Origin of the sequence: Lentzea kristufekii, from assembly GCF_033949925.1 — a bacterium.
GTDB lineage: Bacteria > Actinomycetota > Actinomycetes > Mycobacteriales > Pseudonocardiaceae > Lentzea > Lentzea kristufekii.
Genome location: NZ_JAXAVV010000004.1, coordinates 384,577 through 407,208 on the forward strand (window position 1 = coordinate 384,577; position 22,632 = coordinate 407,208).

Genomic DNA, 22,632 nt, shown 5'->3' on the forward strand with positions numbered 1-22,632 from the left:
GAGCATTGCTGACTACAGGCTCGGAATTCACCCGAATGGACCCATGTCATCTCATTGGGCTGTCGTGCGCGACTCGGCCGATCGGTGGAAACGCCTCCGCTGACGTATCCGGCAGTGCCATGGTCTTTCTTGATCACTGCAGGATCGCGTCTGAGGAGGAGCTCCGTGAGCCCGTACCTGGGGCTGAGTCCGTTCGGGATCGAGGACGCCGAGGTGTTCCGCGGGCGTGACCAGATGATCGAGGACCTGCGGGCCGCGGCGGCGCGACCAGGTTTGCTGATCCTCGTCGGCCCGTCCGGCTCAGGCAAGACGTCCTTGCTGCACGCGGGGTTGCTGGCCGCGCACGAGGGGTCATGGCGGTCGATCACCCCCGGCACACGCCCCGACACGACTGAACCTGTCGACCTCGTCGTCGTCGATCAGCTGGAAGAGCTGTTCACGCTCAGCCGGAACGAGCGCGAGGCGTTCCTCCAATCCCTGACATCCCTCGGTGACAAGATCGTGCTGGCGCTCAACGCCGACTTCTACAGGCCGGCCGCTGAACACCCGGACCTCGCGAAGGCGTTGCGCGACAACCAGTTCCTGATCGAGCCGATGACGCAGGCCGAACGACGTGCCGCGATCGAGGGTCCCGCCGCCGCGGCGGGCCTGGTGCTGGAAGACGGGCTCGTAGAAGAGGTTCTGCACGACACGGTGACGTTGCCGCAACAGTCACACGCGTTGTGGGCGGCGTGGCGGAAACGAACCGGAACACAGCTCACCATCGACGGCTACCGCGCGAATCGTGACGTCGAAACCACGGCCGAGGAGGTGTACGCGGAATTCGAGGCGCCCGAGCGGGAAGCCACGCGGCGCATGCTGCCGCGTCTGGTCCTGCTCGGCGAGAAGGGCCCGGACACCACGGCACCCGTGCCGCTCGCCGAACTGCTCACCGGCCTGCCGGACGCGCGGGCAGGCCAACGGGCCGTTGAGCTGCTGGCCGAGGCGCGCTTGCTGACACTGATCGGGGACGTCGTCCGGATCAGTCCCGAGCTGCTGCACGCCTGGCCACGCCTCGAGGAATGGCTCGACGCCGAACGGGACTGGCGGCACGCCCGTCGCCAGTTCGCCGCCGACGCGGCGCGGTGGCATCACGCCGGACGACTCAGGTCCCTGCTGTACCGGGGAGACCGGCTAGCAGAGGCGAACCGCCGCGCTGCGGCGTCTCCGAGTCGCGCCACCGATCTCGATCCCGCCACCTCCGAGTTCCTGGACGCTTCCTGGCGCGGCGGGCAACGACGACAAGCCCGCCGCCGGGTCGTCCTCGCCCTGCTGGCCGTGCTCGCGGTGATCGCACCGGCTGGGCTGGTCGGAACCGCGAAATTCGCGCAGCAGGCAGAACAGGCCGCCAACCGGGACAAAGCGCGGTACCTCGCGGCCGAGGCGGAGCTCCTGCGCGACCGCAAACCGGGGCTGGCCAAGCAACTCGGCGTGCAGTCCTACCGGCTCGACCGGGAAGCCGGCCGGCGGGCGATGCTCAACAGTCAAAGCACGCCCGGCGTCATCGCCGACGAGAAAGTCGTCACCGACGTCGTGCACGACGCCGAGGGCGAGCTCCTGGCGATCGTGGCCGTCAACGAGATCATCCTGCGTGGACGCGAAAAATCGGGGCAGATCAGGGACATCACCACCGGCGCCGTCGCGGTGAACAGGGACGGCACCCGGCTTGTCGCGGCGCATTTCACCAGCAACGAAGCGAAGTCCGGCGTGCTGCGGTTCTACGACGTCACCGATCCGTCCGTCCCCCGGCAGACCGCGGAACTGCCGATGCCCGCGGTCACCCGAGCGCTCGCCTTCAGCGGCGACACGCTCTACGCGGGCACGGACGCGGGCGCGATCCTGCTCTGGGACCTCGCCAACCCCGACGCGCCGAAGCCGCTGCCGAAGCCGGAGGGACACGCCGCGCCGGTCGACTCGCTTGCCGTCGCGCCACGGGGCGATCTGCTCGCGTCCTCAAGCGCCGACGGACAGATTCGGCTCTGGGACGTCGTCGACCCGGCCCGCCCAGTACCCGTCACCACCCTCGCCGGGGCGCCGTTCACGACGCCCCGCAACGCCAGGGAGCCGGTGCACCGGGCAGCGTTCGACCCGACCGGACAGCTGCTGGCCACGTCGGCACCACCGGACGGGCCCGGCAGCCCGAACGTGTGGCGGCTGGAGGCCCCCGGTGCACCACAACGGATTCCCTACGTGGACGAGGGCCGTTCCCGCTCCAGCCCGTGCCGCACCGAACCCGTGCTCTCGCTGGCGTTCAGCCCGCACGGCAACCAGTTGGCCGTCGTGTGCGGATCGAAGTGGAGGGTGCTGACCCACACCGCCGATCCGGCGCCCGGACTGCTGTCGGAGTCCGCGACAACCGACCGCACCGACCTCGAACCCGGCCCCGTCGTGTTCGACCCCACCGGACCGCGGCTGCTGCAGGTCGACAAGGTCGGGGTGTACGTGTGGGACCTCGCCAACCCCGACCAGCCGGGCGCCAAGGGCTTTGTTCCCGGGATACCGGGAACCGGCGCGCAGCTCTCGTACCGGAAGGCCGGCGACCGGCAGCTCATCGCGGTGCAGAACCCAGGCACGAACACGTTGTGGGACGTCAGAAACCCGGCAGAACCGGAAAAGCTGCACACCGCCCCGTCACCGGACATGTTCACCGGCGGTTCCATCGCGCTGAGTGAGAACGGCGAGCTGCTTGCCATGACCGAGCTCTTCGACAACGGAAAGTCCGTCGGGATCAGCCTGCGCAGCACCGAAAACCCCGGTGGTCAGCCACTGGCCATGATCGAGGACCTGGACAACGGCGTCGGGGAAATCGTCTTCAGCCCCACCAAGCCACTGCTGGTGATCTCCGACATCAACGGACTGGCGAAGAGCAACCGCGCCCCGGCGAGCCTCCGGCTGTTCGACATCGCGAACCCCGCGCAGCCGCGCCAGATCGCCAAGCTGCCGATCGAGGCGTGGAACGTCGAGTTCTCCCCGGACGGAGCAGTGCTCACCACCCTGGCGCACGACGAGATCGCCGCACTCCCCTACAACCCGAGGGCGGAGAAGCAGCTGCGAACCCTCGACCTCACCGATCCCACGCATCCGACCGAACTGTGGCGCAAACCGCTACCGCAGGGGCTCAGCGCCGAGTTCGCGTACAGCAAGGACGGATCGCTCTTTGCCGCGTTCGACACCACGCAGACCCTGCGGCTGTGGCGGGTGGAGGACCACCGGCTGGTCGGCGACGCGGTCAAGGCGTCCGTCGGCAACCTGAAGTCGAGCAGCAGGCTGGCGTTCAGCCCTGACAGCAAGCGCGTGGCGCTCATAGGCGTGGAACAGCGCGGGTCCACCCTCACCCGTCGCCCGGAGATCTGGGACGTGTCCGATCCCGACAACCCCGTCCAGCAGTTCTACCTGCCCGGTGGCGAGTACCAGGACTACTACGACCTCACATTCAGCCCGGACGGGACAACGCTCGCCGTCGTCCGATCCAGCGCCGGCGTCGACCTGTGGAACACCGACCCCGACAGCGTCCTCACCGGTATCTGCAACGCCGTCGGTGATCCGATCACCCGGCAGCAGTGGGAGCACTACCTGCCAGGCCAGGACTACCGACCGCCCTGCGGGTGACCGTCCTGGATCTCGGTCAGCCGGCCCAGCGTGGAGTTCACGGCCGACATGGCGTTCGCGAGCTCGTCCAGTGACCGGTGGAGCAGCCGCTCCGGGCCCTGTTCCAGCGCGGTCACGCAGTTGGCGCTGCCGCGTTTCGCGAGCTCGATGTAGCGGCTCCAGTGCTGCTGGGCAACGGAGTCGGGAACGCGGAAGTACCGCTCCGCGTCCCGTGCGATCTGCCCGAACTCCGTGCAGGTGGGTCGCAGCGGCGACACGTCGACCGGACCGGTGGCGGATCCGAGGGCCTGCAGCGTCGCCACGTGGCGCTTGATGACGTCGGCCAGGCGCGTGTTCAGCTCCGTACCGCCGTAGCGCCTCCAGGCGTACACCTGCGCCGCACGCGTACGGGCGGGCGACTGCGTGGCTGCTGGAGGCGAGAACACCTCCACCACCTTGGCGTCGCTCACCTCGTTCGGCAGAGGCGACAGCACGGTCGCCGTGACGGTGAGCGCGGTCGCCACCACGCAGACGACGGCGACCGCGCGCCGACGCAGTGCCAGGGTGCCGGGTGCCCGTGGTGGAAGCACGGGCGTTCGCCGGACTGTCGCCACCACACCGGCGGCCACGAAGGCGGTGAGCGCGGCGACCACGGCCGCGGGGACGAGCGTGAACCGCACCGCGAAGCCGGACATGTCGAACTGCAGCCGGCAGGTCGGTCCGGCGGTCGTCCTCAGCGGTTCGATGCAACCGTCGACGGTCATGAGCACGAACGCCAGCGCGAAACCGATCACCACCGCCGTCTCCGCCGCGATCAGCGCGACGAGCAACCGGTAACGGCCCGCCCGCACGGCGGCCACGATCGCGGGCACCACCGCCGCCACGACGAGCACCAGGAGAACCGATGTCTGGTACGTGAGCGCGAAGAGTGCGCCTGCCCCCCGGGGCAGTGGCCGCCAGGTGTGCAGGTAGGCCTGCAGCCCCGCCACAGCGGCACCCGCCAGCGCCCCGCTGATCAGGCCCGGCAGCAGCACCCGGCGCAGCCGCGGTATCGGTGCCTCCTCGACCACGACGACTCGTGCGTCGTCGAGAGCAGAGCGCAGCCAGCGCGGTGTGCCGTCCGGCGGGCGGACGGTCCAGGCCAGCAACGGCACGAGCCACAACGCGCTCAGTGCGATGAGGACGAACACCGGAGCATGAAATTCGGCCAGCACCGGCAAGCCCGCGGCGACCGCGGACAGCATCACAGCGTGGTCCGCAGAAGGCCCGCCCAGGCCTCGCGCGAGCACGTCCCGCACCTGGTCGGTCCCCATCACCTCGCCGAGCGCCGCGCGGATCGTGCCATGGCTCTGCCACCAGACGAACCACGACGCCAGCGCCAGCCAAGCGGCACCCAGTGCGGCGACCGCGGTCAGCCGGGTCGCCCGCCGCACGGTCGCCCAGAGGTGCGCGCACTGGCCGATCCACCAGGTGACCGCGACTGCGGCCAGGACGTCGAGCACCAGGATCTCCGGGTGTGGCGGCAACCACTCGCCGACGGCGACGCGGTTCAGGAACAGTTCGCCCACAGCGAGCCCGCACCCGAGCCACAGCCCGATTCGTGCACCTGACGGCGCGGGCCGGGAGGTCTGCACGGCGTGCACCACGGCCCGCCACAGGGCGACCCCGACCACTCCGACGACCAGCCCCGACGACACCAGCATCAGCGCTTGAACGCCCCACCCGCGCAGCAGACCGGCCCTGGTCAGATGGTCCTGGAGGTACGACAGCACCTGCGTGTTCACCAGGGTCGCGGCCACGCCGGTGAGGAACGTCGGGAGTGCTCGCAGACCGAAGAGCGTCCCGGTACCCGCCATCGCGGCCCGGCGCAGGTCCAGCCGGGGGTGGGTGCGCCACAGCTCGGTGAACGACGCCAGCACCGTCCCGACCGGCCCTGGTGTGGCCACCTCCCAGGTCCGATGAGGCGCACCCCAGCGAGCGGCGGCGAGATCGGCGCACACCTCCCGGCTGCGCAGCACGTCCGCGCGCGCCAGGTAGACCAGCACGACCAGCAGCACCACCAGGAAGATCCGGCGAACCTCGATCGGATGGTCACTCGACCACCAGGTCGACTGCGCCAGCGCCACGACCGCCCAAGTGGCGTAGGGCACCAGTACCGCACCGAGGAACACCCGCCACAGTGCGACGGTGAAGTAGTGGAGGGTGACGTCACGGTTGCGGATGTGTGCCAGCTCGTGCAGCACCACACCCCGGAAGCGCTCGGGATCGGTGGTGGCGAGGACCACCATCTCGGCGCTCAGCCTCAGGGTGGGCCGCCGGTTGCTCCCGTACACGGCCACGCCCTTGGTCGGATCGACCACCAGCCGCGGCATCCTGACCAGGCCCGCAGCCGCCTCGGCGACCAGCCGGTGCGCGTCGTGGGTGTTGTCGAGTGGCTTCACCCAGCGCGAATGCCTCCGCCACGCGGGTATCGCTCGGAACAGAACTGCGGCGCCGAGCAGCACGACGACGGGCCAGCCCAGCCCCACCCACCACGGCAGAGGAGGCTGATGACGGGCAATGCACTCGTCGAACGCCGGTCCCTGCTGAAGGAGCACCAGCTGGACCTGGAGCGAGCCCGCGTCGGGATCGGCGCCACCCGCCAGCACACACTCGAGGCCGTCCGAACCCGAGATGCCGCGGACGACATCGCGCATCATCGCACCGCTCGCCACGAACAGCAGCACCATCAGCAGCACGAACCGCACCGTCGTGCCCGCGCCGATCACACGTTCGTCCGCGCGTCGCGGGTCCGACCTCACTGTCACACGCACCCCGCGATCGTTCACGTCGAATGCGAGCCAGTGTGCTGTCTCCCCTGCACGAGGGGGCAAGTTCGGGAGCAAACCACTCCAATGGATCAGGACCGCAGGGCGGCGCGGATGATCTCTGGGGGCTCCTTCAGGTCAATCGAGGTTCTCGGTGAAGAACTCGTCGAGCCTGCCGAAGGGGATGAGGTCCTTGCGGTCGTACAGGTCGACGTGGTCCGCGCCTGGGACGATCACGAGGTCGACGGTGCCGGGAGCCTTCGCCTGGACGTCCTCGGAGTAGTAGCGGGAGTGCGCGTCGGCACCGGCCACCAGGAGGGCCTTGCGGGGCGCGAGCATGTCGATGTTGGTCATCAGGGGGAAGGCGAAGAACGACATCGGCGTGGTGCCGGTCCACGCGGTGGTGGAGTTGATCGAGCGCGGGTGGTAGCCGCGCTCGGTGCGGTAGTAGTCGAAGAAGATCCTCGTGATCGGGTCGGCGTCCGGCGGGAGGTTCTTGGGCAGGACGGTGTTCGAGGGAGCGACGTTGCCGTTCTGGTCGAAGGGGACCTCGTGGGAGAGCCGCGCGTAGGTGCCGTTCTCGGCGTCGATCCAACGCTGCCGGCTGAGGTGGTCCACGACCTTTTGGCGCTGCTCACGTGTGTAGTAGTCCTGGTGGCCGCGGGACATGCTGCGTGACATGTCGTACATCGAGGTCGTGGCGACCACCTTGATGCGGCTGTCCGCGGCCGCCGCGGTGAGTGCCATGCCGCTCAAGCCGCAGATGGCCTGCGCGCCGATCCGCTCGCGGTCGACGATCTTCTGCAGGCCGAGGAAGTCGACGGCGGCGCTGTAGTCCTCGGTGTAGATGTCGGGTGAGGCCACGTCGCGCACCGTGCCGCCGCTCTCCCCGGTGAAGGAGGGGTCGAAGGCGAGGGCGACGTAGCCGCGGCGGGCGAACTCGTTGGCGTCGCGGTGGAGTCGCTGTCCGGGTCGGTATCCAGGTCAGGAGCAACCGCCTCCCCATGATGGCCCGCCTGGTTGAGTCCTCGGCGCAGTTTTGCCGCTTCACGCCGGTAGAAGGGCCCGAACAGCTCGAGGTCTCGGTCGGCGCATGCTCGCCACACAGCCACCATCTCTCGTTGCGCGCGAAGCACACCATCGAGGTTCCGACAGTGCGACGAGAGACCCTTTCTCGGGTGTCGGCGCACAACCGTGGCCATCGGCTTCGACGCCGGTGGTCGGGCCAGCGCCTGCGAACGCGTACCAGTTTGCGGTGAACGTGTCGCTGCCCAGGTTCATGTCGGCGAGGGCGCCGTTGTACGTGTCGGGCACGCCCGGAGTCACAGCGCCCTGATGCCGATGGCGAGGTTCAACCACTGAACCGAGAAGGCACCACGAGCCCGGCTTCATAAGCCGCGACCACGACTTGAGCGCGCGACGACAGCTCCAGCTTGTTCATCAAGCGGTTGACGTGCGTCTTCACCGTGGCCTCAGACAGGTGGTAGCGCTCGGCGATCTCGCTGTTCGACAGTCCGCGCGCAACGAGCACCATGATCTCGTTCTCGCGCTTGGTCAACGCGTCGAGCTCGCCCAGCCCGACAACGGGTCCCCGCACGAACTCCTTGATCAGCCGCTTCGTCACGGCCGGCGCGAGCAACGCGTCACCCGACGCCACCGCGCGCACGGCCTGCACGAGGTCCTCCGGGCGGGTGTCCTTGAGCAGAAAACCCGAGGCACCTGCTCGCAAGGCGGAGAACACGTACTCGTCGAAGTCGAACGTCGTCAGGATGATCACGGCGATGCGCGAGCCGAACGCGGTGGCGATGCGGCGGGTGGCCTCGATACCGTCGAACGCGGGCATGCGCACGTCCATCAGCACGACGTCGGGCACGGTCTCGCTGACCACCCGCACGCTCTCCGCGCCGTCGCCGGCCTCGCCGACGATCTCGATGCCCGGCTGCGCGCCCAGGAACGTCACGAACCCCACCCGGACCAGCGGCTGGTCGTCCGCCACCACCACGCGGATCATCGGACCGCCTCCTGCTTCTCGCGCGGCAGCGTGACCATCACCCGGAACCGGCCGTCCGGCAACCGGTTCGCGTCCAGCGAGCCGCCGTAGACCAGCGCTCGCTCGCGCATGCCCACCAGGCCGTAGCCCGGTGGGCCGGTCCCGGCGCTCGACGAGTTCGTGACCTCGACCTCCAGCCGGTCGGTCAGGTACCGCAGTGCGACCGACACCTCCGGGCCGCACGAGTGCCGCAGCGTGTTCGTCAGCGCCTCCTGCACGATTCGGTAGACCGTCAGCTCGGCTCCCGCGGTCATCGGGAACGCCTCGCCGCTGGAGACCAGGACCGGCGCCAGGCCGACGGCGCGCATCGACGTGGTCAGCGCCTCCAGCTGGTCCAAGCCCGGCTGCGGTTCCAGCGGAGTGTCCGAAGGAGACGATCGCAGCGCGCCCAGCAGGTGCCGCATCTCGGCCAGCGCTTCCTTGGCCGTCGTCTCGACCACCTCCAGGGCCTCGCGCGCCAGCCGCGGATCTTCTGCCATCGCCCGGCCCACGCCCGCGCGGACCGCGATCACGCTCAGGCTGTGAGCCACGATGTCGTGCAGCTCGCGGGCGATGCGCGCGCGTTCGCGCATCGCGGCCTCCTCGGCGAGTTGCTCGCGGGCAGCCTCCAGCTCGGTCACGGCCAGTTCGAGCTGCCGAGCGCGTTCCGAACTGCGGCGCACCACGCGTCCGAGCACCACCGCGCCGACGACGATCACGAGGTCGAACAGCAGGCTGACCGGGTGAATCTCGTGCACGCCTGCCACCACGCTGGTCACCTCGGCGGCACCGACGAGCGCGGTGAGGCTCAGCGTGACGCGCAACGTCTCACGCACGGCAACGGTGTAGAGCGCCACCTGCAACGCGAGTCCCACGCCGCCGACCGTGCCGTACCGCGCGATCAACACCGTCGCGGCGATCAGGACCAGCGTGAAGACGACCTGCGGTGTCCGGCGGCGCACCGCCAGCGGCGCGATGCCCGCCACGCCCACCGCGACCGGCAGCAGCCCCGGCTCGTCCACCGCCCGCAGCACGAGCGGGTGCAGGACGATCAGGACGAGCGCCAGCAGCGAGTCGGCGAGGAGCGGGCGTTTGGTGAACACGAGCGATCAGTATCCGCCCAATGGAGTAAAGCCGCAGTTCCGTCACAGGTCACGCAGGCTCAGCGAGAGCCACGCCACAACACCGGTGATCAGCAGCGCGCCCACGCCGAGCACCCACATCTCCGGTCCGAGCACCGGCCACTCCACCACCGCGAGCTCGGCCGCGATGTGCACCAGCACCACCGCCAGCGGCGCGAGGAAGTAGTTTCGCAGCACCACCCCGGCGAACAGCCCGGACACCGCGGCCAGCGGCGCCGTCACCAGCACCTCCGCGTCGGTCGTCGCCCACGGCACCAGGGAGGCGAGCACGCCGGCGGAACCGATCACCGCTCCGCCGAGCAGCGCGGCGACCACCCGCGCGACCAGCACGGGTTGCCGCCCGGCGAGCAGCACCGCGCGCGCCATCGTGCCCCAGCGCAGCTCGTAGGTGTACCGCACGGCCGGGTACAACGCCGCCACCAGCACGACGTCCGGTGAGCCGGCCAGCCCGAGAACGGCTGCGGCGAAGGCGAACCCGAGCAGCACCAGGTCCGAGCCCAGCCGCATGAGCTCGGCACGCAGCGCGGTCACGACAGTTCCCGGCGCAGGAACAACGCCCGTCCGGCGAACGCCACCGCGGCGACCCACACCAGCGCGAGCCCGGCGCTCCCCCACACCGGCAGCAACCCCGCCGTCACCCCGAACACGCCCGCGAAAGTGTTGGAGGGCAGGTACTTCCCCACTTCCGGGTACAACGTGGCGAGCGCCGTTCCCGCGGTCAGCGGCACGACCAGCGCGACGAACGTGGCCAGGTAGTAGTTCGGCAGCACCCACCCGACCGCGGCCCCGAACACCCCGGCCAGCGCGCACCCCACCACGCACCCGGCCGCGACCCGCCACTCGAACGCGGAGAGCAGCGCCCAGCCGAGCACACCGATCAGACCGGTGGCGAGGCCGCCGACGAGACCCGCCACGAGCTTCGCGAAGAACACGTGTTGCTTGGAGTTGAACAACACCACGCGCTGAATGGAGCCGTAGTAGTAGTCGCGGGTGACGAGGTAGCAGCCGGTGAAGGCGGCCGCGACCGGCGCCACGGAGAGGCTGTCCCGGGGGTCACCGCCGAAGAAGCTCCACATGATGAACGGCAGCAGCAACCCGTAGGAGAGCACGGCGAGCATCCAGAACCCGCTGCCGGCCTTGAGCACCTCCGAACGCAGCGCGTTACGCATGAACACCCTCCTCGACCAGCTCGAAGTAGCGGTCTTCGAGGTTGTGCGCGCCACCGCCGGTCAGCGCGTCCAGCGATCCGCTGAACACCCGGCGACCGTTGATGATCACGACCTCGTCCACGGTCTGCGCCAGTTCGGCCAGCTGGTGGCTCGACAACAGCACGGTGCCGCCGCCGTCGGCGAACGAGCGCAGGAAGTTCCGCAACCATCGGATGCCCTGCGGGTCGAGGCCGTTCGCGGGCTCGTCCAGCACGAGCACCTCGGGATCGCCGATCAACGCGGTCGCCAACCCGAGCCGTTGCTTCATGCCGGTCGAGTACCGGCCCAGCCTGCGCCGCCCGGCGTCGGCGAGCCCGACCAGGTCCAGCACCTCGTCGACCCGGCCGCGCGGTGCGTCCGCGGCGACAGCGCAGATCTGGAGGTGCCGGCGCCCGGTCATGCCGGTCTCGAACCCGAGCCCGTCCATGTGCACGCCGACCCGGCGCGCCGGGTTCGTCAGCCTCTCGTACGGAACGCCGAACACGGTCGCCGCGCCGGACGTCGGCCGCACCAGCCCCAGCAGCCCGCGCAACGACGTGCTCTTGCCCGCCCCGTTCGGCCCGAGCAGCCCGACGACACGCCCCGGCCGGACCTCGAAGCTGAGGTCCTCGACCGCCGTCAGGTGCCCATAGCGCTTGGTGAAGTCCCGGAACTCGATCATCAGCTCTCCTCCTGTCCGAAGACCTGCCGCCACGCGGGCAGCAGGTAGTTGTCCGCCAGCCACGCACCAAACGGCACGTCCTCGCCCACGACGTAGGCCGCGCCGACGCCGCTCGGCGCCTCACCTCGCAGCGGCACGACGAGTGCTTCCGTCGGTGTGCCGGACCTGAACGGCATGAACGCGCCCAGCGGCACCTCTCCCACGTTCGGCCTGCCGTCCACCGTCGCGGTCCCGATGTCCGTGCCGAACACCAACCCGTTGCGCCGCAACACCACCTGCGCACCCGACTGCACGTCGGCGGCTCCGGTGGGCAAGGCCAGCCGCACGGACGTCCCGTCACTGACGTAGCCGCCCTGGACGTCGTTGCGCACCGGCACGAACGACAGCAAAGCCGCCACCACCGCCCCACCCGCGACGGCCAGCAACGCGAGCCGCGCGGTCCACGTGGTCCGCACCAGCCCTCGCACGACGCTGTACGCGAGGGCGGCCACGATCAGCAGCACCAGCGCGCCGCCGGCCCGGCCAGCGCCGAGCAGCAGGTGCGTCCACCTCGACAACGCCAGTGCCAGCACCAGCACCGGGAACACCAGACACACCAACCCGAACGAGACCGCCCACCGCTGCGGCAGGTCGCGCTGGTGCCGCCGTCCCGACGCGAGCCAGCCGCGCGCGTCGCTGATCGCCCGGTCGCGCAGCCGCGGGATGTCCAGGTGCGCCATCAACGCGAGGTACCCGTCGAGCTTCACGAACGGCAGCAGGTTGACGGCTCCGCTGAGGTAGCAGACGACCGCGAATCCGATCAGCGTCGTCCGCGCGTCCCCGGCCGGTACGACCAGTGCCACCAACGCCGCCGCGCCGGCGACGCTCGCCTGCACCGCGACGCCGGCCAGTGCGACGAAGACGCGCTGGCTGCGCCTGCCGAGCCGCCAGCCGTCGGTGACCTCGCAGAAGCAGGCAGGCGTGAGGTAGAACAGCATCACGCCGAGCCAGCCGGGCCGGCCGTGGTAGTGCGTCAGCGTCGCGCCGTGGCCGAACTCGTGCACCACGGTGGTGAGCATGATCCCGCCCCAGATCCACACCGCGGCCTCGACCGGCAACGGCGAGCCCAGCGCGTCGCCGAGGGGCAACGCCACCAGCGCCGCCACCCCGCCGAGCGCCAGCAGCAGCGCCAGTCCGATCATCACCGGTCCGGGCAGCCGGACCAGCAACGGTCGCAACGGGTCCAGCACCCTGGTCGCCTGCACCAGCCGGAACCGCACTGTCGTCCACGACACCAGCACGACGCGTTTCTCAGGCTCGGGCTCCGGGGCGCCGTCGAGCAAGCCGAGGTCGTCGAGCTTGCGCACCGCGCCACCGACGAGCTCGGGCGTCCAGCGCGTGCCCAGCACGCCGGCCAGCGCGTCCACGTCTCGCCGACCGTCCACGGCGGACAGCAGGGAGCCGATGTCTTCGCTCACCCGCAACGGGTTCGTGCCAGGCCGCTCCACGATCCACGGCGCGCCGTCGGACATCGGCGCGTGCACGACGATCCACGGCGCCAACCGCGGCCGCAGCACCTCTGTCGTCATCTTCCCCCCAGGTCTGTTCAGATCAGCGGATGCGGGAACGACCCGACCGCCCCTTTCATCCGGTCGTGCCGCCACCCGAACGCGTGCCGTTCGTCCATCCGCAACGGCTGGTACCCCGGCACCACGACCTTGACCGCCCTCCACCCCATCGCCCGGTGCGGCGCGGGCAGCCGCGCGCTCAGGTCGACGAGCGCGGGCCGTCCACCGTCGGCGACGACCGCGGCGACCAGCTCGTCGAGCGCCATCTCCGGCCCCGGGTCGAGTTCGGTCAGCGGCAGGTCGCTCAGCCGTTCCCGCACCTCCGACACCGCGGCCGGGGTGAGGTACAGCCGCGCCCGGTCCGCGTCGTTGCGCACGACGTCGGGCGCGGTCACCTCGCCCCACTCCGCGCGCATTGCCAGCAGTGCGGCCCTGACCTGCAACGACTCCTGCACCGCGACCAGCATCGCCCGTTCCGCGTCGTGATGTGCCTTCGCTCCGACAGCCGCGAGCGCGGGTCCGTCGACGACAGCCGCCATGACACACGTCAACCCCGGCAGCACGGGGAGGCTGACCAGGCGGGGTTCGACGTCCCGGACCGACTCGAGCAGCCGCCGGACACGCCCGGCGGGCGGCTCGACCCGGCGCACCCCGGCACCGGTCGCCCAGGCAACCGCGACAGCGTCGCGTTCGATCCACTCCAGCAGCGCCGCCCTGGCTGCGAACTCCAGGTCCGGCCCGGCCGCTGCTCCGGACGGTGTCGAGTCGAACCACGGTGTGTCCGCGGGGTGGTCGACCATGCCCGCGGGCACCCACACCGGCTCACCGGAGTCCAGCCAGGAACCGCGGTACCAGCGCAGGGACTCGTCGACGGCGAGCGGATCACCGAGCGAGGCACCGGCGAAGTCCAGCGCGCCGGGCAGCGACCGCGCCGGCGCCACCACGGACTCCAGCCCGTCGCCGGGCACCAACGCGAACCGCTCCACCGCCTCGCCGGCGGCCCGTGTGACCGTGTCCATCCGTCCAGCACCGCACGCGCCGACCGGGTGCGCGCCGCCGATGTCGACCGCGACGCTCCACATCGGACGGTCTGCTTCCGGTGCCCGCATCTCCCACCCGCGGGTGAGCCCGTTCGCCGGATCGAGGGTCGAGATCAGGTCGAACACACAACACTCCCCTGGTAGATCCCGGCGATGTCGTCGGCGCCCAGTCCCGCGAGCATCGGCAACGTCCCGCCCCACGCCTTCAGCGCGTTGGCCGTCGCTTCAGCGATCTCCTCCGGGGAAGGCACCACGTCTGGTTCGAGGTCCCACCGTCGCAACAACTCGCGGAACCCCTCGACCGGCGGAGACTCCGAGATCCACCGCCACGCCGCGTCAAGCCGGTCCGCGAAGCCGAACCGCTCGTCACCGCGAAGGATCCGTTCCCACACCGCGGGGACGACGTGCGCCGTGGCCACCATCTTGCGCACGGACAACACGGTCGACAGCTCGTTGGCGAGATACCAGTGCCTGGCCGCGTAGGGCTGTCGCCCGACCAACGCCCACCCGGTGTGCGTGGCGGCGCTGAGCTGGGCGGCGGACAACCGTCCGGCAGCGGTGACGTCCCCGGCTGCGAAACGGTCCCCCACGGCCACGAGCTCCCGCGCGAGCATCGCCGCCTCGGCGTCGGGCAAGCCTCCGACGTGGGCGCTGCCCACCACCGGCCCGAGGACGCGGAGCAACGCCTCCAGCACACCCTCGCGCAACAATCGCACGGGCAGCGAAGCGGTGCGAGCCGGATCGAGCACCGCCACCTCAGGCCGCAACCGTGAGCCTGCGACCAGCCGCTTCCCGCCGTCCACGGTCAGGCACGCGACCGCACTGACCTCCACCCCGGTCCCGACGGTCGTGGGCACCAACACCCGCCGGCGCACCGGGGACGGCCCGGCGGGCAGGGGGATCACCCCTGCCCGGCGCCCGCGCGACGTCAGCACGTCGGCCAGCCCAGGATCGGCGTCGACCAGGCAGGCGAGCTTCACGAGGTCGAGCAGACCACCGCCGCCGACACCGACCACGGTGTCGCAGTCGCCGAACGACGCGGCCACCGCGCGCACCGCGTCGACACCGGAGTCGGCCGGATCAACGAAGATCGCGCCAGGGACGTCGAACCGGACGTGCGGGTCGACCAGCCACGCCACCCGGCCGCCGAGCTTCGCGGGCCACGACCCCGCGTGCACGGTCGTCGTGGTGGACTGGTGCGTCAACACGCCACACGCTCCCCCGCCACGTCCAGCGAGGCCAGCAGCAACCCTTCAAGCTCGTCGAACTCGTCAGCGCCGTAGGTCAGGGCCGGGACCAGCTGCACGCAGTCGGGGCCGGGCTGCACGATCAGCCCACGACGCCGTGCCGACTCCACCACCTGCTGCGCCACCCCGGGTACAAGCTCCAGCGCCCGGAAACACCCGGCCCCCCGATGTCCGGTCACCAGCGGGTGCTGTGCCAGCCGCTCCAGTGCTCCGTCGAGCCGCAGGCTGTTCGCCAGCCCCAGCTCGACGGCGTTCAGCCGCTGCATCTCCCCCATGGTCGCCACGATCGCCGCGCAACTGCCGGGCGTTCCGGCTTGCGTTTCCCCGTGCACGAGCATCGAGTCCGCCGACTCGAACACCTCGCACACCTCGTGTGACACCACCAGCGCCGAAGCAGCGCATGTGCCGTTCGTCAGGCCTTTGGACGTCACAAGAACATCCGGTTGCACAGCCCAGGACGACGACGCGAAGAACGAACCGCATCGACCGAATCCCGTCGCGACCTCATCCGCGACCAGCAGAAAGCCGTGCTCTGCCCGCAAAGCGGGCAACGAGGCCAGCAACTCGGCGGGAACGGGGTACGCGCCGGACCCGAGCACCGGCTCCAACACCACCGCGGCGATCCGATGACCTTCACGCGCGAACAACGCCGTCAGCTCGGCCGCCGACCCGACGTGCCGCACGTGCCGTTGGTCGACCGAGTAGGCGTCCTGTCCGAGCCGCTCGCCGGTCAGCCCGAAGCTGCCGTAGGTGAGTCCGTGGTAACTGCCCTTCAACCCCACGACGACGCGACGCTGACCTTCGCCGCGCAGCGCCTGGTGGTGCCGCACGAGCTTCATCATCACGTCGTTCGCCGCGCCGCCGGAGGTGGAGAACAGCACCCGGCCGAATTGTTCCGGTCCGCACACCCGCAACAACGTCTCAGCCGCTCGCACAGCCGGTGCGTGGCCGCCGCGGAACAGCGTCAGGTACGACGAGTCGAGCAGCGAGCGATGCACCGCATCGGCTATCACGGGGTTGCCGTAGCCGAGGTTGACGTTCCACAACCCGCTGGTCGCACACAAGGCCGAAGTGCCGTCGGCGAACCGCACCCGCACACCTCGCGCCGACACGGCCTGCCGGTCGGCGCGCCCGTAGGCGCTCGGCACGGCCAGCGACTCCCACACCGGGTACCTCATCAGCGCCTCCCGCAGACGAGCTGGACCTGCACCTGTTCGCCGGCCGGACCACTTCGCCGTTCCAGCACCTCGAAACCCGCGGCGCCGAGCTCGCGGACCAGCTCGTCGGACCCGACCATGTTGATCTCACTGAGGTACATCGCGCGATCGGCCGTCACACCGTCCACAACGGACTCGTGCAGCACACTCGTCGTCCGAACGCCCCGGCGTCCGTCGAAGCGCTGGAACAACGACGTCACACCGCCCGGGCCGACCAGCACGCTCGTCCGCTCCACCGGCCGCGCGGCGCGCAACCGGTCGGCGAGGTCGAGCACGCTCACGTAGAAGAGGCCGTCGGCGGCGAGGTGTGCGCGCACTCGTTCGAACACCGCGGCGCGTTGGCGCGCGTCCAGCAGGCACACGGAAGTAGCGGCGAGCACCACCAGCCCGAACGTCTCGTCCAGCTCGAACGAGGTCATGTCGGCCTCGACCAGCCGTGCACCGGACACGTCCGGCAGGCGGTCCGACAGCAACCGCAGCAACGCGGCGGAGTTGTCCAGCGCCACCACGCGGTGCCCGCGCGCGAGCAGCGGCAACGTCACCCGTCCCGACCCGCAGGCCAGCTCCAGCACCGGACCACCAACGCGCTGCGCCAGCCGCAGCACATCACCGATCTCCGCACGGTCGATCTGCGCGATGTCGTCGTACACCCCGGCTCCGGCGCTGTAGAGCGGCACCGGCTCCAGCCCGTACAACGCGGCGAGCGCGCCCGCCGTGCCCGGCGGCCTGATCACGCGGCCTGCTCGAAGTGCCGGGCGACGACGCCGAGCGCGTCCGCCGCGACCGCGCCGTCCAGGTGCAGGTGTTCGCGCGCCAACGCCAGCGCCTCGTCGCCGGATCCGCTGACCATCAGCAGCTCGGTGAACCGCGCCGCGTCCGCGCCCAGCCGGAACAACCGCCCGGTGGCGGTGTCGCAGAGCAGGTGCTCGGAGTCGTTCCACAGCAGCAGCGGCGCGTCGACCGGTTCGTCGAACGCGGGCAGGGTGCCGACGAGGCGCCCGCCGAACCCGGAGACCCGGTAGCCGGCACTGCCCTGCGCCCGAAGCCCGCGCAGCACGTCCAGCGAGCGCAGGTACCGCGACAGCCAAGGACGTCCGACACGGGAAGCGTCCACAACGGACTCGTCGACGACCCCGTTCAGGCACACGTCTCCGGCACCGTGAACAGCTGCCGTCTCCAGTTCGTCCACGGTGGAGGAAACGGTACCGAGCACCGAGCCACCGGGCGACGTGCGCACCTCGCCGGACGCGCAGATGTGCAGGCGCAGCAACGCCGGTGCACCGCACAGATGCGTCGAGCCGAGCGCGCACTGGTCAGCGAGGAACACCGACGGGTTCAGAAGCTGCTCGACGAACTCGCCCCGCGACCGCGCCAGGTCCGCGTCCTCCAGGAACGCCCGGTAGTCCTCCTGGCCGGTCATCCGCACGATCGTCGGACCGGCGACGGCCAGGAACGGCGTCGACAGGTAGTCCTGCGTGTAGACGTAGAGGCCGTCGCCGACGAAGAGCTCGTCGCCGGGCTCACTGATGCCGCCCTCGAACTGTTCGGGCGTGAACACCACGTCATCCGGGCAGTCGCCCAGGCCGCGGGCGAAGTCCGCGTGCTCGGCCGACTCCGCGAAGACCACGCGGCCCCCGGTGGTGTTGATCTGACTGTTCCCGCTGGTCAGCCGAACCAGCGCAGCGAGAAGCTGCTCGTTGATGCTCACAAGATCCCCCAGATCTCCGCAACGTGTGAGTCCATGCTCAGCACACCCCGCCGAAAAAGCTATCCAACGGCGGTATCGATTTCACGTACCGCGCTGGTTGTACGCGTACTACGAAAGTCGCAGAATGCCGGTGACTCAGCCCACAAATAGTTTGATTCGATTGAAAAAACCGAACCAGTGGCGCTTAGAGTGGCGACCAGCGGGACGGCATCGACCGTTCTCGCTTCTGACTGGGGAGTCAAGAGACAAGTTCCCCTTCGCGCCGAGCGGCGGAAGGAGGTGAATCACTGTGCAGAACACGCTGCAGGAGCTCGACCTGTCCTTCCAGGAACTGGAGGTTCTGGAAGGACTCGGCAACTGCGCCGGCGTCGACCAGAAGACGTGCGACGTCCTCACCGGCACCGGCGTCAGCATGAGCGTCGCGGGCATCACGCTCACGATCGTTCTCACCTGATCGGGTCAACTGACCAGCACTGACAGGAAAGGAGGTGTACACGCATGGCCAAGCTCGACCTGTCCTTCGACGAGCTCTCCCCGATCGACCTGTCGGTCGCGGAGCTCGACCGGATCGCCACCCCCGACGCCGGTGACTTCATCACCGGTGTTTCGGCGGGTGCGGCCGTGAGCACGATCTTCATCAGTCTGTTGACGTGATGTGCACGACGCCCCTGGCGCGCGGGGGCGTCACCTATTCGGGCAGGAGCGATATGCTCTTCCGCATGTCCACAGAAAAAAACATCTCCGCCAACACGAAGTACCAGGGCGCACTCGTCGCCTTCATGGCACTGGCCGTGCTCGGCGGCGTACAGGAAACGCCATGGCTGCGCATCGCACTTCTTGTTGTCGCGATCGCGGGTCTCGCACTGTTCTCCGGACTGCTGCTGCGGGACTGGAAGCGGGCGCAGAAGAACTGATTCCACCTGGGGGAAATGGTGCACGAGATCGACTCCCTGCTGGACCGGCTCGGTCTCGGCACCTTCGACTGGCCGGCGGCGACCACCGTCATCGGCCGGAACGACAACTGGCTCGGCACGACCACGACCGGTGAGCGCGTGTTCGTGAAGCGGATCGTCGGCACGACAGCGGAGATCACCTCCGGTCTGCGCCGCACAGCCACGTTCTACCGGATCGGCGGCCCCGTGCTCACCCCCGCGTTGCTCGGTCAGGACGAGGAAGCGGCCGTGCAGGCGTTCCGCGGTCTCGACGGCGTGCGGACCGGGGAGAAAGCCGCACTCGACCGCACGTTCGGCATCGACCTCGGCGAGCAGGCGGGTGAGGCGCTCGCAGCCGTGCACGGTCTGGACCCGGCGCCGCTGGCCGAGACCGAGCGGGCGCTGCCGGAGCAACCGCACGAGGACGTCTTCGGCGGCATCAGCGCCGAGCTCTACACCGAGTCCAGCCAGGCCCAGCTCCAGGCGTGGCAGCTCGTCCAGCAGGACCCGGTGATCGTGAAGTCGCTGGCGCCGCTGGAAGATCGCAGTTCGGACGTGGTGCGCACACCGACTCACGGAGATCTGCGGCTGGACCAGTTCCTGATCGCGGACGGCGGCCTGCACCTGGCGGACTGGGAGACGTTCCGGCTCGCGGATCCCGCCCGCGACGTCGGCAGTTTCGTCGGCGAGTTCCTCTACCACGCGATCTTCCGCCATCTCACCGAGCGCACCCGCGCCTCGGCCCGCCGGGTACCGGTGCCGAACATCGTGCTCACCGAGCGCTGGAAGCCGTACCGAGAGGTTCGGCCGGTGGTGGAGGCGTTCTGGCAGGCCTATCACCGCGCCCGCCCTTGCCCGGACGTGGCGGAGCGGGCGGTGGTGTTCGTGGCGTGGCACCTGCTCGACCGGATGTTCATCGACGCGCTGGCCCGGCCGCGGCTCGACGGGGTCGGCCACACGCTGTTCCGCGTCGCACGCACGATCCTCTCCGCACCGCAACGTTTCCACGCCGTATTGGGGTTCGCTCATGCGTGACCGGCTCGCCACCGCGCTGGCGACGCTGACGGTCGATCTCACCGTCGCCGTCGACGATCTGGCCGACGGTCTGTACGCGCAGCTGCACACCGGGCACACCCGCGACCGGTTCTCGCCGAAGCGCGACCGGCAGCTGGAGGCCCTTCTCGCAGCTGCCGTGCCGCACGAGACGACCACGGTCACAGGTGTCCTCAAGGGACGGTCTGAGGGCCGTGTTCTCGTGGAGTTGGACGACGTGCTGGTCTGGTTCCCCGAGGACGCCGTCGAAGGCGAGCATGTCCGGGTTCCAGCCGTGCGGCCCGCGTTGTCGCCGGGATTCCTGTACGTGACGAGCTCGCGGCCTGCGGAGTTCACCGATGCGCTGCAACGGGTGTACGTCCACGTCACGAACGCCGACGACGCGCCTGATGTCTGGCACGCGGTGTTGACGGCGCTGGAACGGGCGAAAGTCACCTACCACGCGAAGATCCTGTCGCGCCGGGAGGAGTATCCGCGCCGGGACGCGCTGGTGGTGTACCTGCCAGGCCTCGGTGCCGATCTCGTGGCCTCCGCGGTCCTGGGCCTGCCGGGCATCGGCGTCGAGACCTCGGTGTTCGCCGACGAGCTCGCACCCGGCGTGGCGGTCGCCGAGGAACCCGACGACACGCGGCTCGGCATGTCCGGGCTCAGCTTCGGCCAGCACCGTTCTCGCGTCCTCGCCCAGGCCCTGCTGCGCGCCGGCGGCGAGCCGCGCGAGCTCGTGGTGGCCCGTGAGTTCGAGCTGGCGGGCATCGACCCGGCGAACCCGGCGCGCAACCTGGTGGCACCGTGAAGTTCTCGGTGCACGTCCCGTTCATGCCGGTGCGACCGGACCAGATCGGCCCGGTCGCGGCTCTGGTGCAGCGGGCGAACACCCGCCTGTGGCTCGGTCAGGCGCTCGCGATCGAACCGCATCAGGTCTTCGCCTACGCCGCCGGACTCGGCCACCGCATCCCGGTCGGCACGAGCGTCACGCTGATGCCGCTGCGACACCCGTACGAGGCGGCGCTGCAAGCCCGATCACTGGCCATGCTGACGGGTCAGCCGGCCGTCGCGGGCTACGGCCCCGGCCCGGTCGACTTCCAGCGGGCCACGGGCGGCAGGTACCGCAGCCCGCTCACCGCCACCCGCGAGTACCTGACTACCGTGCGCGGCCTGCTCGACGGCGAGACGATCCATCTGAACGGTGAGTACTTCCGGCTGGAGGGAACGCTCCCGCCGTTCCCGCACGAACACGTCGAGGTCGGCGTCGGCGTGCTGCGTCCGGCGATGGCCCGGCTGGCGGGCGAGGTGGCCGACGTGGCGATCACCTGGCTGTGCCCGCCCGCCTACATCCGGGACGTGCTGAAACCGGAGCTGGGCGGCCGGACCAGGGTGGTGTCGGTGGTGCACGTAGCGCAGCGCAAACCGGGCCGCGACCTGGACCGGGTGGCGTTCTCGGTGTGCGGGCGGCATCTCCAGGCGCCGCACTACGTCTCGATGCTGAACCAGGCGGGCGTCGCCGTGGATCCGACCGATCCCGAGTCGGGCGCGCGGAGACTCGTCGAGGAAGGCCTCTTCCTCACCGGCACGCTCCCCGAGATCGTGGCCGGTCTGCGCGAGTACCACGCTGCCGGAGTCGACGAGGTGGTGCTCAACCTCAGCGGGGTCGGTGCCGTACACGGCGATGCGGTCGCTGTGCGCGAGCTCGAGTTCCTGCTCGGCGAACTGGGACTGGTGACACACGAACGCGCCGCGCGAGCAGCAGTGTCTGCAGCACGAACTCCGGTGATCCGGTAGCGGCGTCGACCTCGAGCATGCTCACCGTCGCCTGCCAGGTCCCCGGCACCGGCACGACTGCCGGCCGCCCTTCAGCTGCATGTAGCGACCGTGTCGACCAGGGGACGCGGACAAGGTCCCGCCCAGAAGTTCCAGGCCACGGTGGGCTCGTTTGTCGTACACGGCCATTCGGTGTGGGGCTGCGGCTACCAGCACTGCGGAGGCCAGGGCGTCCTCTGTCCTGACCACGAGCACCTTGTCGTAGGCGCGATGCGTGCGTTGGCCAGCTGCGCCCACCTCTGATCTTGGGCACCGCCATGTCCTGTCACACCCGTCAGCATGCAGGGCGACGCCCGATCATTTCGACAAGCTCAGTGCCGAACCAGGCGGCAGATCACCCGTTGTCGCCAGGACGCCCAGTGAGAGCTCCACAGATGTGGCGACACCGAGCTGTGCGGCCTGCGTGACATCGACAGCGTGCTCGGAGACCGCACTTTGGATGAGGAACGCCGAGCCGTCATCGGTCGGAAGCAGACGCCACCTGTGGCGAATGTCCGATGTCGCGCGCTCGAGCCTGAGCGGGCTCCAGTCACGAGGTGTGTGTGGCGCGTCCGGGGCAAGACCGCCCAGTTCCGACGTTTTTCATCCCGCCGGGG

Annotated in this window: 20 protein-coding genes; 7 read left to right on the plus strand and 13 right to left on the minus strand. The window is 70.0% G+C overall.

Features of this window, described 5'->3' with window-relative positions:
- The first annotated feature begins 165 nt into the window (after positions 1-165).
- Positions 166-3,648, plus strand: a complete 3,483-nt coding sequence (locus SK571_RS11005; protein WP_319983930.1) for an nSTAND1 domain-containing NTPase — start codon at positions 166-168, stop codon at positions 3,646-3,648.
- Here SK571_RS11005 and SK571_RS11010 read toward each other — a convergent pair.
- From SK571_RS11010 to mpaB, 13 genes are all read right to left on the minus strand, one after another.
- Positions 3,627-6,440 (minus strand): M48 family metalloprotease, encoded by a 2,814-nt coding sequence (locus tag SK571_RS11010; protein WP_319983931.1) that lies wholly within the window; start codon positions 6,438-6,440, stop codon positions 3,627-3,629. The two genes, SK571_RS11005 and SK571_RS11010, sit on opposite strands and share 22 nt — an antisense overlap.
- A 132-nt stretch (positions 6,441-6,572) precedes the next feature.
- Positions 6,573-7,298 carry an alpha/beta hydrolase gene (locus SK571_RS11015; RefSeq protein ID WP_319983932.1) on the minus strand — a complete coding sequence of 242 codons (726 nt, stop codon included), beginning with the start codon at positions 7,296-7,298 and terminating at the stop codon, positions 6,573-6,575.
- A 487-nt stretch (positions 7,299-7,785) separates the two neighbouring features.
- On the minus strand, positions 7,786-8,445 hold the full coding sequence (locus SK571_RS11020; RefSeq protein ID WP_319983933.1) for a response regulator transcription factor: 660 nt from the start codon (positions 8,443-8,445) through the stop codon (positions 7,786-7,788).
- Positions 8,442-9,566, minus strand: coding sequence for a sensor histidine kinase (locus tag SK571_RS11025; RefSeq protein WP_319983934.1), 1,125 nt, complete (start codon positions 9,564-9,566; stop codon positions 8,442-8,444). The genes SK571_RS11020 and SK571_RS11025 overlap by 4 nt, the downstream gene beginning before the upstream one ends.
- Positions 9,567-9,608: 42 nt before the next feature.
- Positions 9,609-10,136, minus strand: coding sequence for a hypothetical protein (locus tag SK571_RS11030; protein WP_319983935.1), 528 nt, complete (start codon positions 10,134-10,136; stop codon positions 9,609-9,611).
- Positions 10,133-10,774: a hypothetical protein gene (locus SK571_RS11035; protein ID WP_319983936.1), complete on the minus strand. Its 642-nt coding sequence runs from the start codon at positions 10,772-10,774 to the stop codon at positions 10,133-10,135. The genes SK571_RS11030 and SK571_RS11035 overlap by 4 nt, the downstream gene beginning before the upstream one ends.
- A complete protein-coding gene (locus SK571_RS11040) occupies positions 10,767-11,474 on the minus strand; it encodes an ABC transporter ATP-binding protein (protein ID WP_319983937.1) in 708 nt (235 codons plus the stop codon). Before SK571_RS11040 ends, SK571_RS11035 begins: the two co-directional genes overlap by 8 nt.
- Positions 11,474-13,042, minus strand: a complete 1,569-nt coding sequence (gene mpaP, locus SK571_RS11045) for a daptide biosynthesis intramembrane metalloprotease (RefSeq protein WP_319983938.1) — start codon at positions 13,040-13,042, stop codon at positions 11,474-11,476. The genes SK571_RS11040 and mpaP overlap by 1 nt, the downstream gene beginning before the upstream one ends.
- A gap of 17 nt (positions 13,043-13,059) precedes the next feature.
- The gene (locus SK571_RS11050) at positions 13,060-14,187 is read right to left on the minus strand and encodes a YcaO-like family protein (RefSeq protein WP_319983939.1); all 1,128 of its coding nucleotides are present in this window, start codon (positions 14,185-14,187) and stop codon (positions 13,060-13,062) included.
- On the minus strand, positions 14,175-15,269 hold the full coding sequence (gene mpaC / locus SK571_RS11055) for a daptide-type RiPP biosynthesis dehydogenase (RefSeq protein WP_319983940.1): 1,095 nt from the start codon (positions 15,267-15,269) through the stop codon (positions 14,175-14,177). Before mpaC ends, SK571_RS11050 begins: the two co-directional genes overlap by 13 nt.
- Positions 15,263-16,486, minus strand: coding sequence for a daptide-type RiPP biosynthesis aminotransferase (gene mpaD, locus SK571_RS11060; protein WP_319983941.1), 1,224 nt, complete (start codon positions 16,484-16,486; stop codon positions 15,263-15,265). The genes mpaC and mpaD overlap by 7 nt, the downstream gene beginning before the upstream one ends.
- Positions 16,486-17,259 (minus strand): daptide-type RiPP biosynthesis methyltransferase, encoded by a 774-nt coding sequence (gene mpaM / locus SK571_RS11065; RefSeq protein WP_319983942.1) that lies wholly within the window; start codon positions 17,257-17,259, stop codon positions 16,486-16,488. The genes mpaD and mpaM overlap by 1 nt, the downstream gene beginning before the upstream one ends.
- Positions 17,256-18,233 (minus strand): daptide biosynthesis RiPP recognition protein, encoded by a 978-nt coding sequence (gene mpaB, locus SK571_RS11070; protein ID WP_319983943.1) that lies wholly within the window; start codon positions 18,231-18,233, stop codon positions 17,256-17,258. The genes mpaM and mpaB overlap by 4 nt, the downstream gene beginning before the upstream one ends.
- 289 nt (positions 18,234-18,522) lie before the next feature.
- Between mpaB and SK571_RS11075 the strand changes: the two genes are divergently transcribed.
- From SK571_RS11075 to SK571_RS11100, 6 genes are all read left to right on the plus strand, one after another.
- On the plus strand, positions 18,523-18,687 hold the full coding sequence (locus SK571_RS11075; RefSeq protein WP_177320656.1) for a hypothetical protein: 165 nt from the start codon (positions 18,523-18,525) through the stop codon (positions 18,685-18,687).
- Between the two features lie 44 nt (positions 18,688-18,731).
- Positions 18,732-18,887 carry a hypothetical protein gene (locus tag SK571_RS11080; RefSeq protein ID WP_319983944.1) on the plus strand — a complete coding sequence of 52 codons (156 nt, stop codon included), beginning with the start codon at positions 18,732-18,734 and terminating at the stop codon, positions 18,885-18,887.
- 65 nt (positions 18,888-18,952) lie between these two features.
- Entirely contained in the window at positions 18,953-19,147 is a 195-nt protein-coding gene (locus tag SK571_RS11085; protein ID WP_319983945.1) for a hypothetical protein, read from the plus strand.
- A gap of 15 nt (positions 19,148-19,162) precedes the next feature.
- Positions 19,163-20,200, plus strand: coding sequence for a class V lanthionine synthetase subunit LxmK (gene lxmK, locus SK571_RS11090; protein ID WP_319983946.1), 1,038 nt, complete (start codon positions 19,163-19,165; stop codon positions 20,198-20,200).
- On the plus strand, positions 20,193-21,011 hold the full coding sequence (locus tag SK571_RS11095; protein ID WP_319983947.1) for a T3SS effector HopA1 family protein: 819 nt from the start codon (positions 20,193-20,195) through the stop codon (positions 21,009-21,011). The genes lxmK and SK571_RS11095 overlap by 8 nt, the downstream gene beginning before the upstream one ends.
- Complete coding sequence (locus SK571_RS11100) at positions 21,008-21,997, plus strand: LLM class flavin-dependent oxidoreductase (protein WP_319983948.1); 990 nt, start codon at positions 21,008-21,010, stop codon at positions 21,995-21,997. Before SK571_RS11095 ends, SK571_RS11100 begins: the two co-directional genes overlap by 4 nt.
- Positions 21,998-22,632 lie beyond the last annotated feature (635 nt).